The organism is Mycobacterium kansasii ATCC 12478, assembly GCF_000157895.3.
GTDB classification, from domain to species: domain Bacteria; phylum Actinomycetota; class Actinomycetes; order Mycobacteriales; family Mycobacteriaceae; genus Mycobacterium; species Mycobacterium kansasii.
The window spans coordinates 2,872,584-2,886,418 of record NC_022663.1; the positions used below are offsets into that span (position 1 = coordinate 2,872,584).

Here is a 13,835-nt window from a genome sequence, read left to right on the forward strand (position 1 = left end):
TGGCGGCATCGCGGCTAATCTGTCCAGGCCGTCAAAATCGCATTAGCCGGCCGCGGCGTCTACGGCCGAATCCCGGTTGAATCGCGGCAGGTTGAGTTACCGGATCCGGGGTACTCAAGGGCGTGACCCGTACAACCTTCCGGCCCGTCGAGCAGCAACGCTCATCTACCGTCGAGCCGTCCTTACCGGCCGCGCACGGACCACTGTCGATCGCCGTGCGCCGCGCCTTGACCGGACCGGCGCCCCGCGACCAGTTCACCCGCATCGGCGCCTCCGTGGGCGACGTCGATCCCTACGGCCACGATCTGCAGCTGGCCCTATATATGTGCTACGAGCTGCATTACCGCGGTTTTTCGGGAGTGGATCCGACTTGGGAGTGGAATCCCGCACTGCTGCACCTACGTGCCGAACTCGAGCGGGCGTTCCTGACGGGCGTGCGCCGTGATGTCGGCCCCATCGAGTCGGACGACACCGCGGTGGCCGAAATGGACAAGCTCTCGATAGAGCCCGTCGACGGCAGCGGGCCGTCGTATTACCTGCGCGACACCGGCACGTGGAGCCAGATGCGTGAATATTTTGCACACAGATCGCTGTATCACCTCAAAGAGGGTGATCCGCATGCCTGGGCAATTCCGCGTCTGACCGGTCAGGCCAAGGCGGCATTCGTCGCCGTCGAGTTCGACGAATACGGTGCCGGTTACGGCCCGCGGGTGCACCAGCAGCTTTTCGCCGACCTCCTGGACGCGGCCGGACTCGATTCGACCTACCTGGGCTATCTCGGCATGGTTCCCGCCGAATCACTGGCGGTGGTCAACATCATGTCGCTGTTCGGGCTGCACCGGAGGTTGCGGGGCGCCGCGATCGGGCACTTCGCGGCGACGGAGATCACGTCGCCACCGGGTTCTCGGCGGATGGTCGAGGCACTGCGCCGGATGGAGGCACCCGAGGAATGTGTCGCCTTCTACCGCGAACACGTGGAAGCGGACGCGGTACACGAACAGGTGGTCCGCATCGACGTGGTGGGCGACCTCGCCGCGCGAGAACCGCACCTCGACCAGGACATCGTGTTCGGGATGCGAGCGTTCGAGTTCCTCGAAAACCGATTGGCCGACCACCTGATGCGGTCGTGGCAGGCCGGTGCGACCTCACTGCGCCGGCCGTTGGACGAGATGTAGGCCCTCCCGCTTAGAAGGGCGGGGGTTCGTCGTCGGGTGGGGCGGGTCCCGTTCGGGTGGTGTGGTCGGGTGGTGGGGTGGTGCGGGCGTTGCGGTTGCGTTGGCGTTCGTGGGTGATGCGCTGAGCACGTTCCTGGGCGCGGGTGCGGCGTCGTTTGGGCATCATGGCGGTCCGCTCACCGCAGTGATCGGTCGGTAACTGGGTGTGCTCGGGAAGCTCGCCGGTGGGTGCGCACAAATTCGGGAATAGCAGGGCGCTGCCCGGGGTGGTGACATGGGTGCGCCCAGCCGGGGAGGTCAAGATCAGAGTTCCATCGGGCAACTGCTGTTCGCGCCAGCCCCAAAAAGTCTTGACCAAATGGTGGTACCGAACGTGTGAAGTACACTACACCTTATGCGGGCTGCGGTGTACCTCCGAATTTCGTCCGATCCGTCCGGGCAACAGCTCGGCGTCGCGCGCCAGCGCGAGGACTGCGTGAGGCTATGTAAACAGCGCAAATGGACGCCCATCGAGTACGTCGACAACGATGTCGGCGCATCAAACGGCAAGCGCCGGCCCGCCTACGAGAAGATGTTGGCCGACATCACCGACGGGCAGATTGGTGCGGTGGTGGCGTGGGACTTGGACCGGCTGCACCGCCGCCCGATCGAATTGGAGCGGTTCATGGACCTCGCCGACACACGCAAGCTGGCGCTGGCCACCGTGTCCGGCGACGTCGACCTGTCCACCGCCCAGGGCCGGCTTACGGCCCGGCTCAAAGGTGCAGTGGCCCGCCACGAAATCGAGCACAAGTCAGATCGGCAGCGTCGCGCCGGCCGCCAGGCCGCCGAGATGGGGAGGCCCCGGTGGAAACACGCGTTCGGCTACCTGGCAGGCCCCAACGGGCCTGAGCCCGACCCGGCCACGGCCCCGCTGGTCAAGCAGGCTTACGCCGCGATTCTGGCCGGTGCGTCGTTCGGCGACATCTGCAAAGAATGGGACGCCACCGGGGTGCGCACCATCAACGGCAAGCGATGGACCCAGCCGCAGCTGTCGAATTTCTTACGCAAGCCCCGCAACGCCGGGTTGCGCACTTACCAGGCCGACCCGCACCGCGCCACCAAAGACGACGTTGTCGGCAAAGGCAGCTGGACGCCGCTGGTGGATGAGGCGACGTTTTGGGCTGCTCAAGCTGTGCTGGACGCGCCCGGCCGCGCGCCCGGGCGCAAGAGTGTGCGCCGCCACAAGCTGACTGGAATCCTGTTGTGCGGCAAGTGCGATCATCACCTGTCGGGGATGTGGACGACGCAAAAAACCTCGACCGGCTCCCCGGCCATCGCCTACACCTGTAAACGCTGCCGGGGCAACAGCATCCGCGCCACCCATATCGAACCGCTGCTGTACACACTGGTGTCAGGACGGTTGGCGATGCCTGACGCTATCAACTTGCTCAAGGCCGAGCTGCACGACCAGGCCGAAGCCGAAGTGATCCGGTTGGAGCTCGAAACGCTCTACAGCGAGCTGGATAACATCGGTGTCGAACGGGGCCAAGGGCTGCTCACCGGCCAGCAAGCCAAAATCGCCACCGACATCATCAACACCAAAATCACGGCACTGCAAGACCGCCAACGCGACCAGGAACGGCTTCGAGTGTTCGACGGAATACCCTTGGGCACACCGCAAGTCGCAGATGCTATCGCGCAGCTATCGGCCGACCGTTTCCGCGCTGTTTTGGATGTGTTGGCTGTAATCGTTGTGATGCCAGTAGGTAAGGGCGGCAAGGTGTTCAATCCTGACCGGGTGCAGGTGAACTGGCGATGACCGAGCACCCCGATATCGCCATCGTCTGCGATCACGGGCGCAAAGGCGACGGCCGTATAGAACATGAGCACTGCGACCTTGTTGCACCGATTATTTGGGCCGACGACGACCAGGGATGGCTACCACAAGCCCCGGCGATAGCGACATACCTCGCCGATACCGACCAACCCCGCGCCGGTGTCGGCATGGACCCCAACCGTTCCCGCATCCAGCCCGGCACCCGGCGCGACGGCTGGACCCGGCTGCACTTCGAGTTCGTGTGCCCGCAATACTCCGAGGTTGTTGCCGACCGCGCGTGTACCCGACAGCCGGTGCGGGTACGAAACAACGACCTGCAGCGAGTGTGCGAGCTGCTGGCTGCCGGTGACCCCGTGCTGATCGGCGCGCTGGTGAAAGTGTTCCCTCATGGAATCTCGTTCCAGCTCCACGGCGCTGTAGCGCTGACGATGGACGCCGTAGAAGCCGCCTGCGACACGCCAGGCGAACTACCCCACAGCGGAGGTCGGTAGCAGCTACGCTGTGTTGTGAGCCGGGTCGACTCCGGAGGCATAGCCATGCCCACAGGAGTCGAGAGTGTCCACCATCTACCGCCACCGCGGCCGCGTAGCCGCACTATCCCGCTCACGCCCAGCCGACGACCCCGATTACCTCGCCGCCCAGCGGGATTTGGCGGCCGCTAACGTCGAGTCGTACATAACCCGCACCCTGGCCGCAGCGCCGCCGCTGACCGACGAGCAGCGCACCCGCCTGGCCGAGCTGCTGCGCCCGGTGCGGACACCCGCACCCGACCGCAAGGCCGTCGTCGCCGAGCGCCTGGCCGAGCTGGACGGCGGTGACGACCATGCCGCCTAACGGTTCAGGGCATCCTGGAGAAGGGGGCGGCGCCCCGCACCACCAGGACGCCCGCCACACCGAACCGGCCGCCACCATAGCCACCAGCACTCGCCAGCCTACCGCCTATCAGTGGGCGGCCCGGTATCAACGCCGGTCGACGGCAATGCTGGACTGCGGTCACTACGCAGACCCGCACGTCGGTTGCCGCCGTTGCGAGCCCGCCCCGGTCACCGACGTACAGGCCGGGGGGGCGGTTGCCGCCATCGAACACCTGGACGCGCACGGGTATCCCGGCCTGGCCGATTACCGCACCTGTAGGGGCATGTGGCGCATCGGCCAGCGTGCCCTGGCTGTGGCGGTGCATCGGCGCACATCGGGCGAGGTTGCGTAATGGCCGACTTCCCTTATGGCCGTGACTATCCCGAGGCTCAATGGCTCGACCGGGACGGCTCGCTGCTGACCGATGACCCGTATGCCGATGTGCCGCCACCGGAGGAACCGCCGGGCGGCACGCACACCGACACCGACGAACCGACCACCTGGTCGCCGGTGGACCTTGGCCCGTACCTGCGTGGCGAAATCGAGCGGCCGCAACCGTCTCTCGGCATAACCCGCAGCGACGGGCTGCGGCTCATCTATCCCGGCAGGGAACACGCCGTGCTCGGTGAAACCGAGTCCGGTAAATCGTGGTTCGCGTTGGCATGTGCCGCTGCGGAGCTCGCAACCGGTGCGTACGTCGTCTATATCCATTTCGAGGAGTCTGACGCCGGGAGCACCGTCGAACGGCTACGCGTGCTCGGTGTGGACCCGACCGTGATTCTGTCGCGACTGCGGTTCGTGGCCCCAGCACGCCCAGTACGCGCCGAATGGCTGGCCCCGCTGCTCGACCCGGTGCCGGCACTCGTCGTCCATGACGGCGTGAACGAAGGCATGTCATTGCACAGCGCCGAAACGAAGGCAGTCGAAGGACTGTCGCTGTTTCGTCGCCGGTTGGTGACACCGTTCATCCGTGCCGGTGCCGCCGTCTTGTCGTGTGACCACATGCCGATGGGCGCCGACGGCTCGCGCCGGGACGCTTACGGCTCCGTGCATAAAGGCAACGTCCTCGACGGTTCGCGCATCCTGTTGGAGAACGCGGCACCGATGGGCCGGGGGATGCGCGGTGTCTCGTACGTGTTCGTCACGAAGGACCGGCCCGGTTGCCTGCGTGCCCACGGCAGACCAACCAAGTCGGCCGGAAAGACGTTCGTCGGCACGCTGGTAGTCGATGACTCGCAGACGCGCGGACCGGACCTGTCGCTGCGGTTCTTCGCGCCGAAGGCCGACGAGGACACGCCCGAGAGCAGCCCCGGTGACGCTGACCGGGAAACGGTGTTCGCGGCCATCGCCGAATCGCCGGACCATGCTGTCGCCTCGAAACGGGCGCTGCGTGCTCAGCTTCGGCTCGCCGGTGCGGGTCTACGGAACACGCGAATAGATGAGTGTGTCGATGAATTGGTTGCTTGCGGCCGGTTGCGTGAGACGCCTGGAAAGCGTGGTGCGTGTCGCTATGAAGCCGTTTTGACCGGTTCCCGACCCGGTTCTGATTCGAGTGGTTCCGCGACCGGTTCCGGTTCCGGTTCCCCTATAGGGAGGGAACCGGGAACCGGTCACCACTCGACCGGTTCGGAACCGGTGGGAACCGGTGGGAACCGGTCAACACTAGAAGCCGACGACGACACCGATTCCGACGCCATTTCGGTAGTCACCGACCAGCTCGGCGCAACAACCATCAGCACCGAACGGCGGGACCAATGAGCCGCACCCGCCGCAGCGCCAGGGCCGCCGGCACCCGGTTTGAAAGCGCCATCGCGGCCGCCCTGTCCGAAGCCTTGGCCGACGACAGGGTTGAAAGACGTGCCCGCAACGGAAGCCGAGACCGCGGCGACATCAGCGGCGTCAGGCTGCACGGGCAGCGCGTCGTCCTCGAAGTCAAGGACTGCGCGCGGCTCGACTTGCCTGGCTGGATTCGTGAGGCCCAATTCGAAGCGGGCAACGATGACGCTCTCGTCGGCCTAGTCGTCCACAAGCGCCGTGGGGTGTCCGATCCTATGGCCCAGTGGGTTACGTGCACCGTGGCCGATCTGGTGGCGATCCTCACCGGCCAGAGAACGGAGTTGCAATGACTAACCACCCCTCCGCACGCGCCGCAACCGAACTTATCCGCTACGCCAAGCGAACCGGCGACGATGCCGTGTCCGCCACCATCCGCCAACGCCGCACCCTCGCCGACGGCCGCCGCTTGATCAACGTCGTCTGCCCAGTCTGCGACGGCCGGCACTGGATACCCACAGCCGACACCGTAGGCCGTTGCCCGAGAAAACCGGGCAGCTTCGTCGTCACCACCGAAAGGAAGCCAGCATGACCAGCAACGACCAAACTCCAACCCGGCTCGACTTCGCCCGGGCCGCAGCACTTATCGCGCACCACATCCGCCAAGACGTTGCAGGCGTAACCAAAATCATCCGCACCGCCGAAGCCGACCGCCGGTTATCAGCCCTACTGTGGGCCGTCGCTGACACCGCGATTGCCGAGGACGGCAACACAATCGGAACGCCCGAGGGCATCCGAGCGCTCGGCGAACTTGCGTTGGATATGGCCACCCACGCCACCGATGAAGCCCCCGGTACAGACCAGCGTGCCCACGGCCGGGACATCAAGCGGGCCGCAATGTTTTTTCGCTACCGTCAGCACAACGACTCGGACGGTGCAAACTCCGTCCTTTGTGAAGCTGAGGAGGCTGGCCGGGCAACAGCTCTCATCGGCGCCGCGGCAGCACTGGCCTACATGGCAGCCGGCTCGACACTCGCCACGCCCGGCGGCCTGGCCGGACTTGAGCGGGTCGCGCGGACACTGAACCGGCCTGACACCCCGGGGGCGGGGTGACGATCATGACCGTTGCCCGACGGGACACCGCTGCGGTGCAATCGCATGCATGTGCTCAAAATGAGTGGAGCCCCTTCATGATTGATGAGTGCGAATTCATTCCAACTGACGCCGAAATCGCTGCGTGTGTGCCAACTGACGCCGAAATCGCTGCCGCCCGTGTAGACTTATCTCAGCTCGGTATCTCCGAAGCGCCGGGAGCCTGCCGGAGGGCGGCCAACTCGGACACGGGTCACCATGCACACGACAAGCGATTTCCGCACGTGTCTACCAAGGTGACTTCCGTTGACTAGCATCCTTTACCGCAACGCCGAATTACGATCCGGCACTGGCCGCACCGTGTTCGGCACCGTCGTGCCCTACGGCGAGGAAATCACCGTGCGCGACTTCGACGGCGAATACCGGGAACGGTTCGCGCCTGGGGCCTTTCAGCGCAGCATCGCTGAGCGCGGCCACAAGTTGAAGTTGTTGGTGTCCCACGATTCCCGGACCCGTTACCCGGTGGGCCGTGCTGTCGAGCTGCGCGAGGAACGGTTCGGGTTGTTCGCGGCGTTCGAGATCGCGAATACCCGCGACGGAGATGAGGCTTTGGCGAACGTTCGTGCTGGCGTTGTCGATTCGTTCAGCGTTGGTTTCCGGCCGATCCGGGATCGCCGCGAGAACGGTGTCGTGGTCCGTGTGGAAGCCGCGCTGCTTGAGGTCTCCTTGACTGGTATCCCGGCCTATCCGTCCGCCGAGATTGCCGGTGTGCGGTCTGAGCAACTTGTTATTCCCCGGAGCGTGGCCTTGGCCCGCATTCAACTACTCGATTGGTGAAAAAAATGACCGAGATTGATTTCACGACGGTGGAGCAGTGCCGCGCGGCTGCCCAGCAGTTACTCGACAGCACCGACGGCGACTTGACCGGCCCGGCCGCCGAACGTTTCCAAGCGTTGACGCTTCACGCTGAGCAGCTCCGCGAGCGCCAGGCGCAGCGCGACCGCCGGCACGCCACCGACCTGGCTGCGATGGTCCGCGGTCTGCAATCGGGTGAGCTTCGGACTGAGGGCGGCGCCAACGGTATGCACACCCTCAACGGCGAGCAGCGGTCGCAGTATGACGAGGACCGCCCGGCCCCGGATCGGCAGCGTGACAGCGCAATGCGCACCATTGAGCGCAGCCACAAGGCCGGGTTGTTGGCCGCTGGCGGCGCTGAGGTTGCGGAGCGGCTGGTGGGTTCGGGTCCGGCTCCGGCGCGCTCGTGGGCGGCCCGTTGGATCGCCGAAACCGGCTGTGAGAAATACCGGGAAGCGTTCTCCAAGTTGGTGCTCGATCCGCAGCGCGGGCATTTGCAATTCACCCCGGCCGAGGGTGAAGCGTTTCGGCGTGTGACCGCGTTGCAAGCTGAGCAGCGGGCAATGTCATTGACCGACGCTGCGGGCGGGTTTCTTGTGCCCTTCGAGCTGGACCCCACGGTGTTGCTGTCGTCTGACGGCTCGAACAATCCGCTGATGAAGATTTCCCGTGTGATTCAGACGGTTTCCGACGTTTGGCACGGTGTCACGTCGGAAGGTGTTGTGGCTGAATGGCTCCCGGAGTCGTCGGAGGCGGCCGATGCCAGCCCCACGCTGACGCAGCCCGCAATTCCCAGCTGCAAAGCGTCGGTGTTCGTCCCGTTCAGCGTCGAATTGCAAGGCGATGCAACGACGCTGATGCAGGAGCTGGGCCGCCTGCTGCAGGACGGTGCTGACCAGCTGTTAGCGACCGCGTTCACGACGGGCAGCGGGACCGGCCAGCCGACTGGCATCATCTCGGCGTTGGCCGGCGGCTCGTCGGTGGTCACCGGCGACGGGTCGGAAGCCCTGGCCGCATCCGACATTTACAAGGTGCAGAGCATGCTGCCGCCGCGCTTTCAGCCCCGCGCATCATGGAACGCGAACTTGTCTATCCTCAACACGATTCGCCAGTTCGAGACCACAAACGGAGCGCTGAGGTTCCCAGAGCTGAGCACAAGTCCGCCGAAGTTGCTGGGCCGCAACATCTATGAGAATTCGAATATGGACGGCAGCCTCAACACCGCGGCAACCGAGACCAATCACGTCCTCCTGTACGGCGATTTCAGTCAGTTTGCTATCACGATGCGCACCGGCTCAAGCCTTGAACTGATCCCACATCTAGTTGGGGCTAATCGGCGCCCGACCGGGGAGCGCGGCGCTTGGTTGTGGATGCGGGTCGGTTCGGATGTGCTGGTCGATAATGCGTTCCGGCTGCTGAACGTGCCGACGAGCGCCTAGTGAGTTCTTCCCTGGCGCGGCGAACTCCCACCGACTCGACCCCGGTCCGGCATTGGGGGGGCGGGGCACGATCGCGAAAAAGTTCGAGCCTGCTGGCGACCCTTAAAGTCGCCCCGATCTATCCCGTAATAACGCGAGTTACGTTACCGCTCGTCTAAGTCACGTCACTGGTGGGGCGAAAACATGTCAACTGGCAAGTTTTCGCCAGTTGCCTGGTCTCTTTTCAGGGTTGACCGTAAAAAGACTTTTCAGGGTTGACCGTAAAAAGACTGGCTCCGCAGGTTTGGGTATCTAGGAAACGCGCTTTACCACGCGTAGGCTGCCGCTGCCCAGATCTCGTCATCACAGATCGCGACATATCGTTGCGTGGTCAGGATCGACTCATGGCCTAGCAGCGCCTGCACTGCGCGGATGTTGCGCGACCCGCGGAAGGCGCGCGATGCCATGCGGTGACGCAGGGTGTGGGCTGTCCAATTGTCCGGCAGCGCCCGCGAGATGATTTTGCCGACGTGTTCGGGGGTTAGATGCCGGTCGGGGGTGTTGGGGAACAACCACCCCGCGGGGGCTTGACGGATGAGGGCAACCAGGTAGGTGCTGATTGGTACTACCCGGTTCTTTCCGCCTTTTCCGTGTACCAGCAGCGCGCCGCCGTCCATCAGGTCAGCGGTGTGCACCTGGGCTATCTCGGCGCGCCGCAGCCCCGCCTCACCGGCTAGGCGCAGCATCAGCTCGGTACGCCGGTCAGCGTTGGCCAGTGCCGCCTGCCAGGCCTCGTCGCTGGCCGGCCGCGGCGGGGCCTTGGGGACGCGCACCACGGGCAGCGCGTCCCCGATATAGACCGGTACACGTCCCATTTCGTAGAGCCAGACGAAGAATCCGCGCAAGGTGGTGCGGTAGCTCTTGCGGGCTTCCTGGGATAGGTGTTGCTGTTTGCCCAGCCAGTTCACTAGCTGCTCGGCGGTGACCTCGCCGGGTGGGCATCCCAGGCCTCGTGCGGCCACGCAGAGGTTGGCCCTGCGGAGCCGGATTGTTGATTTCCGCTGGCCGCCGGCGGCCAGGCATATCAGGTAGTCGTCCACGTCGCGGCGCCACGCTTCGGGCGCGTGGGTGGTGGGGCGCGGGCCGGGCCGTTTGGGTTGCATGCGCCCAATCAGGTAGGCGTCCACCGTGGCCAGCGGCCCGACGGCAAGGGTGATGTCATCGGCGTCGCGCAGGGTATACACGGTGCCGCGTTGGGTGAATGTCAAGCCGAGCCTCTTGGCGCGGGCGCGGGTTATCCGGACGCGGTTGACGGTGTTCACTTCACCCCATCCGTTTCCCGGTTGGCGTCGTCGTCGAGCAGGGTGTGGGCCGCGGCAAGCAGTTCGGCCGCGAGCTGACGCGCCTGATCGGAGTCAAGGTTGTCGCCGTGGTCGTGGCCCCACACGATGATGCGCCGGGTACCGTCGCCGGATTCTTCGACGAAGTCGATGGTGACGCCGCTCATCGCTTGGCCCACCCGTCTAACTCGTCGGCGGCGGTCAGCAGCGCGGCGGCCAGCTCACGTGCCTGCCGGCTACTCAGGGCTTCTTGGTTGGCCTCGATTTGCACCGAGGGGCGGTCGATCGCGGACTGGTCAAGGCTGCCATCGCCGTATTGGATGGCCTCAACCCACACCAGCACGTTGGTGTTCCCGGTGATGCTGCGGACTTCGCCGGTGATCCGCCGATAGGGGCGGTTGGTGGTGGCGTCTTCCCATAGGTCGGCGAACACCGCGCCAGGAGGCACGGGGATGTCGGGCGAACCGACGCCCTGCGGGTCGTTGTTGGTGGTGGGTGTGGCGGTCATGGCCGTGCCTCTCACTAAACGGTTCTTTAGCCGTTCGGTGGTGAGTTCGGCAGTAGCACTTGAGATTTGACGCATGCGTGGGCCCGCCCTGGCTAACCGGAATCGTATGGTCGAGGTCACAACGCGATGCCGGGCGGTCACAGCCGGGCCAGCGGCACGTCAAATCGCGGCACCGCACAAAATCGGCCAGCGCCTTCGACGGCACATAGCCCGGCTCGGGCGCAGCATCGCCGGGGTGGGTCAGCGGCACCAATTTGGCCGACACGGCCAATTCGGCGATGAGTTCGGCGGTGATGAGCCCGTCGGCGCCCATTTCGGATGCGGTGATCGAGCCACTGCCAGCGACGGCGGCCGACTCGGCGATCACGTGGATCACCACCGGCGTTGCGGCGGGCCGCGTGCCGGCCGCACACTCGCGATGCCCGCAACGACAACCCAACCGATCGGCCCCGGCGGCCAGCGCCCCCAAAGCGTCAGCGCGGCGCTGGTGCCGGCTGCGCGGGTCCCGCGGACATACCGTGTTGGCGAGGGCATCGAGTCGCTGCTCCAACGCATGAGCGTGCGGGGACAGCAGGCGCCCGCGGATCAGCGAGATGCCGCCTTGGACCTCGTCGATGCAGATCTCGCGATCGCGCTGTTGCTTCGTGCGCCGCCGCAGCGCATCGGCGTCGGCGTTCGCAACGATCTTGTCGACCTGCGCGCCCAACCGGCCCCGACTCATCGACGGCCAGCGCGGCAGTTTGACGAACAATTCGCCATCCACGGCGGCAAGCACCGCCGAATCCTCGATCAGATCGGTGCGGTAGGCCAGTGTCTGAAAAGCCAGATAGTCGATCTCGCCGGCTTTGAACACCTCGGCCACCTGCGGGAGCCGCTCGCGCATGACGCGGGCATAGCGCAACCGGCTGGCCGCCAGGCCCTGGCTGATCCGCAACGCCGCAGCCACTTCGGCGGCCACCGCCTCCATGGTGTCCACCGCCCAATCCTCGGTTTCTGAACACCGCGAGAGCCGATAGGCAAACAACTCACCGATCGCGACCAACTGGGCGGCCGCGGCCCGGTTCTCCGCGCGCGTGGCCGCACAGATTCGCTCCACCAACTGCGCCGACTCCGCCGTCTTCGACGGGCAACGCCGCTCGAACCAATCATCGCAGTGCGCGATCACCTCAGCGCGGGAGTCGAACCTACATTCGATTATGCCACACCCGAACGACCACCCGCCGTCGGGCTGGGGACGCCCGGAATACTTCTGAACGCAATTTGCTGCCACACTGCCCCACGCGAATCCGCGCTTGCCGCTGGCGGTGGGACGCCGCAACAAGGTGTGGCCGGTCACCAGCCGGGTCACCGGCGCGCGCTAATTCCCGGCACCACCTGAACCAGCGCCAGACGACGGCGTTTGATCCGTTCGAGCCTTCCGCTGAGACCGCTCAGACCGCTCAGACCGCTCAGACCGCTCAGACCGCTGAGGCCGGCACCTGCGGTGGCTCGTATCGCACAAGGGGTATTCCTTGCTGCGCCGGCAGGTGCAGATGGCCACCATGAAGCGGTCCGATGCCACGACACCGCCGCCGGGTGTCTCGATGCGCACCGGACCGGACACCAGTATCGGACCGTTGGGCACCACCTGAACCCGAGTGGTGGTCATGACTTGTCCGCCCGGATCACCACGAGTTCCTCGTCGCGACAGCCGCAGGGTACCCGCCCGGTCTCCTCCAGCCATGGCGCCCGCGCCGACAACACCGGACCGAACGGAATCCGCTGAGAGGCAACGACTTCGGCATCCAGACCGGTGGATAGCAGAAAATCCAGAGACCGTTGCACGCCTGCCAGAGCCGACTGCACCAGCAGCAGGGATCCCCCGTCGCACAACAGCTTTGCCGCCGACTTGCACAGCGGATCGAGCACCAGGCGCCCGTCAGGTCCGGCATTCCAGGCCCATGACGGACCGGCCGCCGGCGAAATCGCGTCGGAGTCGTCGACGGGCGGAGCGGGGACGTACGGCGGGTTGGACACGATCACCTCGAACGGCGCGCAGTCGAAAGCCCGTGTCCAGGAGCCTTGACGGACGTCGACGTCCACTCCCGCGTCGGCGACGTTGTCGCGGGAGCAGCGCACGGCATGCGGGCAGATGTCGAACGCGGTGACGCTGGCACAGCCCATTTCAGCGGCAGCGATCGCGACGAAGCCGCTGCCGGTACACAGGTCGAGCACCCTGCGGCGCGGAATCAGGCCGGTCCGCCTCATCGTGTCGACGAGCAAACGGGAATCGAATTGTGGCTGGTACACCATGTCGGCGACCAAGGCGCCATCCAAGGCTGGGTAGGTGGTCGTCAAGGTTGGCCTTTCGGGGCACCGCCGTGGCGATCACGGCGTGATAGTACTAATGCCCGCAAACCGCTGCTTGAAACCAAACCCGGCTGATCGGGGGCTGATCGGGGACGATCGCTACCCCGCGGCCTGCGCCAATTGATTGACAATCGTCGAGCAGAACGTCGGAAGGTCCGACGGTGAGCGACTGGTGATCAAATTACCGTCCACGACAACTTCGTCGTCGACGACGTTGGCGCCGGCGTTGCGCAAGTCGGTGCGAATGCTGGGATAGGAGGTCAGCGTCCGTCCTTTCACCACCCCTGCCTCGACCAACGTCCAGGGTCCGTGACAGATTGCGGCAACCGGCTTTCCGGACTCCACGAAGTCACGGACGAAGGACACCGCAGCGCTGTCGGAACGTAGCTTGTCGGGGTTCACGGTCCCACCGGGCAATACCAGCCCGTCGAATTCGCCCACCGACACCTGCGCAACCACGCGGTCCACCGCGAACCTGCCGGCCGGATCGAGATCATGTTCCCGCGCCTGAATTTCGCCGCCCCGCAACGACACGACCTCCACCTGAGCACCGGCCTGTAGCAACGCCGCGCGCGGTTGCTCCAGTTCGACCTTTTCCACGCCATCGGCAGCCAGGATGGCGATCCTTTTGCCTTGCAACTCGTTCGACAT

17 protein-coding genes and 2 pseudogenes are annotated in these 13,835 nt (G+C 65.4%); 11 read left to right on the top strand and 8 right to left on the bottom strand.

Annotation, left to right across the window (positions count from 1 at the left end; genetic code table 11):
* The first annotated feature begins 122 nt into the window (after positions 1–122).
* On the top strand, positions 123–1,175 hold the full coding sequence (locus MKAN_RS12445) for an iron-containing redox enzyme family protein (protein ID WP_023368650.1): 1,053 nt from the start codon (positions 123–125) through the stop codon (positions 1,173–1,175).
* A gap of 10 nt (positions 1,176–1,185) precedes the next feature.
* Here MKAN_RS12445 and MKAN_RS12450 read toward each other — a convergent pair.
* Positions 1,186–1,551: pseudogene (locus tag MKAN_RS12450) on the bottom strand (hypothetical protein); the annotation flags it as partial.
* 18 nt (positions 1,552–1,569) lie between these two features.
* On the opposite strand from MKAN_RS12450, the gene MKAN_RS12455 reads away from it, so the two are divergent.
* From MKAN_RS12455 to MKAN_RS12500, 10 genes and pseudogenes are all read left to right on the top strand, one after another.
* Positions 1,570–2,976 carry a recombinase family protein gene (locus MKAN_RS12455; protein WP_023368652.1) on the top strand — a complete coding sequence of 469 codons (1,407 nt, stop codon included), beginning with the start codon at positions 1,570–1,572 and terminating at the stop codon, positions 2,974–2,976.
* Positions 2,973–3,485, top strand: coding sequence for a hypothetical protein (locus MKAN_RS12460; RefSeq protein ID WP_023368653.1), 513 nt, complete (start codon positions 2,973–2,975; stop codon positions 3,483–3,485). The genes MKAN_RS12455 and MKAN_RS12460 overlap by 4 nt, the downstream gene beginning before the upstream one ends.
* Positions 3,486–3,549: 64 nt before the next feature.
* A pseudogene (locus MKAN_RS12465) lies at positions 3,550–3,750 on the top strand (hypothetical protein); the annotation flags it as partial.
* Positions 3,751–3,817: 67 nt separating this feature from the next.
* Complete coding sequence (locus MKAN_RS30465; protein ID WP_080692191.1) at positions 3,818–4,201, top strand: hypothetical protein; 384 nt, start codon at positions 3,818–3,820, stop codon at positions 4,199–4,201.
* Positions 4,201–5,607 (top strand): hypothetical protein, encoded by a 1,407-nt coding sequence (locus MKAN_RS31985; protein ID WP_023368656.1) that lies wholly within the window; start codon positions 4,201–4,203, stop codon positions 5,605–5,607. The genes MKAN_RS30465 and MKAN_RS31985 overlap by 1 nt, the downstream gene beginning before the upstream one ends.
* Complete coding sequence (locus tag MKAN_RS12480; protein WP_023368657.1) at positions 5,604–5,975, top strand: hypothetical protein; 372 nt, start codon at positions 5,604–5,606, stop codon at positions 5,973–5,975. Before MKAN_RS31985 ends, MKAN_RS12480 begins: the two co-directional genes overlap by 4 nt.
* Positions 5,972–6,214: a hypothetical protein gene (locus MKAN_RS12485; RefSeq protein WP_023368658.1), complete on the top strand. Its 243-nt coding sequence runs from the start codon at positions 5,972–5,974 to the stop codon at positions 6,212–6,214. Before MKAN_RS12480 ends, MKAN_RS12485 begins: the two co-directional genes overlap by 4 nt.
* Positions 6,211–6,735, top strand: a complete 525-nt coding sequence (locus MKAN_RS12490) for a hypothetical protein (RefSeq protein ID WP_023368659.1) — start codon at positions 6,211–6,213, stop codon at positions 6,733–6,735. Before MKAN_RS12485 ends, MKAN_RS12490 begins: the two co-directional genes overlap by 4 nt.
* A gap of 285 nt (positions 6,736–7,020) precedes the next feature.
* Entirely contained in the window at positions 7,021–7,551 is a 531-nt protein-coding gene (locus tag MKAN_RS12495) for an HK97 family phage prohead protease (RefSeq protein WP_023368660.1), read from the top strand.
* Between the two features lie 5 nt (positions 7,552–7,556).
* Entirely contained in the window at positions 7,557–9,008 is a 1,452-nt protein-coding gene (locus MKAN_RS12500; RefSeq protein WP_036394533.1) for a phage major capsid protein, read from the top strand.
* 305 nt (positions 9,009–9,313) lie between these two features.
* Here the strand turns inward: MKAN_RS12500 and MKAN_RS12505 are convergent, their stop codons facing one another.
* From MKAN_RS12505 to MKAN_RS12530, 7 genes are all read right to left on the bottom strand, one after another.
* Positions 9,314–10,309 carry a tyrosine-type recombinase/integrase gene (locus tag MKAN_RS12505; protein ID WP_023368662.1) on the bottom strand — a complete coding sequence of 332 codons (996 nt, stop codon included), beginning with the start codon at positions 10,307–10,309 and terminating at the stop codon, positions 9,314–9,316.
* Complete coding sequence (locus tag MKAN_RS12510; protein ID WP_023368663.1) at positions 10,306–10,494, bottom strand: hypothetical protein; 189 nt, start codon at positions 10,492–10,494, stop codon at positions 10,306–10,308. The genes MKAN_RS12505 and MKAN_RS12510 overlap by 4 nt, the downstream gene beginning before the upstream one ends.
* A complete protein-coding gene (locus MKAN_RS12515; RefSeq protein ID WP_023368664.1) occupies positions 10,491–10,670 on the bottom strand; it encodes a hypothetical protein in 180 nt (59 codons plus the stop codon). Before MKAN_RS12515 ends, MKAN_RS12510 begins: the two co-directional genes overlap by 4 nt.
* Positions 10,654–12,030, bottom strand: a complete 1,377-nt coding sequence (locus tag MKAN_RS12520) for an HNH endonuclease signature motif containing protein (protein ID WP_080674232.1) — start codon at positions 12,028–12,030, stop codon at positions 10,654–10,656. The genes MKAN_RS12515 and MKAN_RS12520 overlap by 17 nt, the downstream gene beginning before the upstream one ends.
* Positions 12,031–12,192: 162 nt before the next feature.
* Positions 12,193–12,396 carry a CDGSH iron-sulfur domain-containing protein gene (locus tag MKAN_RS29655; protein ID WP_225722940.1) on the bottom strand — a complete coding sequence of 68 codons (204 nt, stop codon included), beginning with the start codon at positions 12,394–12,396 and terminating at the stop codon, positions 12,193–12,195.
* 83 nt (positions 12,397–12,479) lie between these two features.
* Positions 12,480–13,172: a HemK2/MTQ2 family protein methyltransferase gene (locus MKAN_RS12525; RefSeq protein WP_023368667.1), complete on the bottom strand. Its 693-nt coding sequence runs from the start codon at positions 13,170–13,172 to the stop codon at positions 12,480–12,482.
* A 111-nt stretch (positions 13,173–13,283) separates the two neighbouring features.
* Complete coding sequence (locus MKAN_RS12530; RefSeq protein WP_023368668.1) at positions 13,284–13,835, bottom strand: type 1 glutamine amidotransferase domain-containing protein; 552 nt, start codon at positions 13,833–13,835, stop codon at positions 13,284–13,286.

Bases quoted from the DNA above. Each gene is read 5' to 3' on its own strand.
- MKAN_RS12500 (WP_036394533.1), top strand. From the start codon at position 7,557: ATGACCGAGATTGATTTCACGACGGTGGAGCAGTGCCGCGCGGCTGCC.
- MKAN_RS12460 (WP_023368653.1), top strand. From the start codon at position 2,973: ATGACCGAGCACCCCGATATCGCCATCGTCTGCGATCACGGGCGCAAA.
- MKAN_RS31985 (WP_023368656.1), top strand. From the start codon at position 4,201: ATGGCCGACTTCCCTTATGGCCGTGACTATCCCGAGGCTCAATGGCTC.
- MKAN_RS12530 (WP_023368668.1), bottom strand. From the start codon at position 13,835: ATGTCGAACGAGTTGCAAGGCAAAAGGATCGCCATCCTGGCTGCCGAT.
- MKAN_RS12480 (WP_023368657.1), top strand. From the start codon at position 5,604: ATGAGCCGCACCCGCCGCAGCGCCAGGGCCGCCGGCACCCGGTTTGAA.
- MKAN_RS12510 (WP_023368663.1), bottom strand. From the start codon at position 10,494: ATGAGCGGCGTCACCATCGACTTCGTCGAAGAATCCGGCGACGGTACC.
- MKAN_RS12485 (WP_023368658.1), top strand. From the start codon at position 5,972: ATGACTAACCACCCCTCCGCACGCGCCGCAACCGAACTTATCCGCTAC.
- MKAN_RS12490 (WP_023368659.1), top strand. From the start codon at position 6,211: ATGACCAGCAACGACCAAACTCCAACCCGGCTCGACTTCGCCCGGGCC.
- MKAN_RS12455 (WP_023368652.1), top strand. From the start codon at position 1,570: ATGCGGGCTGCGGTGTACCTCCGAATTTCGTCCGATCCGTCCGGGCAA.
- MKAN_RS30465 (WP_080692191.1), top strand. From the start codon at position 3,818: ATGCCGCCTAACGGTTCAGGGCATCCTGGAGAAGGGGGCGGCGCCCCG.